Annotated in this window: 1 protein-coding gene; it reads left to right on the forward strand. The window is 52.7% G+C overall.

Translation table 11 applies throughout. From position 1 onward, the window contains the following. Positions 1 to 311 (forward strand): transposase (locus EDI28_RS27110; RefSeq protein WP_233353530.1); only part of this gene is annotated, 311 nt, incomplete at its 5' end. Positions 312 to 440: the final 129 nt, after the last annotated feature.

Genomic DNA, 440 nt, shown 5'->3' on the forward strand with positions numbered 1-440 from the left:
CTCACCAGACCCAGCGTACAGAGAGCATGACGATGTCGCATAATGATTTTATGGCGCGGATAGTGTCTCATGTTGCGCTCCCGAGGAAGCAGCAGTATCACTTTGTTGGTCTGTACCATAACCGGAGTCGCGAACGGCTGAACAAGGCAAGGTCCTGTCTGGGTCAGGCGGCTGTCGGCGAGGTTAAGGCGGTCAGCTGGCGCGAGTTCATGGGGGCAAAAGGTGATGCTCCCTGTTGTGAGGCGTGCGGTGAGCAAGTCACGGTATTAAAGCGGGTGAAGTTTATCGGTGGTGATGTAAAATTTTGCTAGTCGAGTTTAAGTGACGGACTCTGCATTGTGCGGAGTGGCTGTGCTGGGAGAGAGCGACAAATTATCATGGGCGTGTAATGTTTTTTGCGGCTTCAGCGGTTGTCAGGAGCCGGAAAATTGAGTTAAACG

Source organism: Photobacterium chitinilyticum (assembly GCF_004104355.1).
Lineage (GTDB): Bacteria > Pseudomonadota > Gammaproteobacteria > Enterobacterales > Vibrionaceae > Photobacterium > Photobacterium chitinilyticum.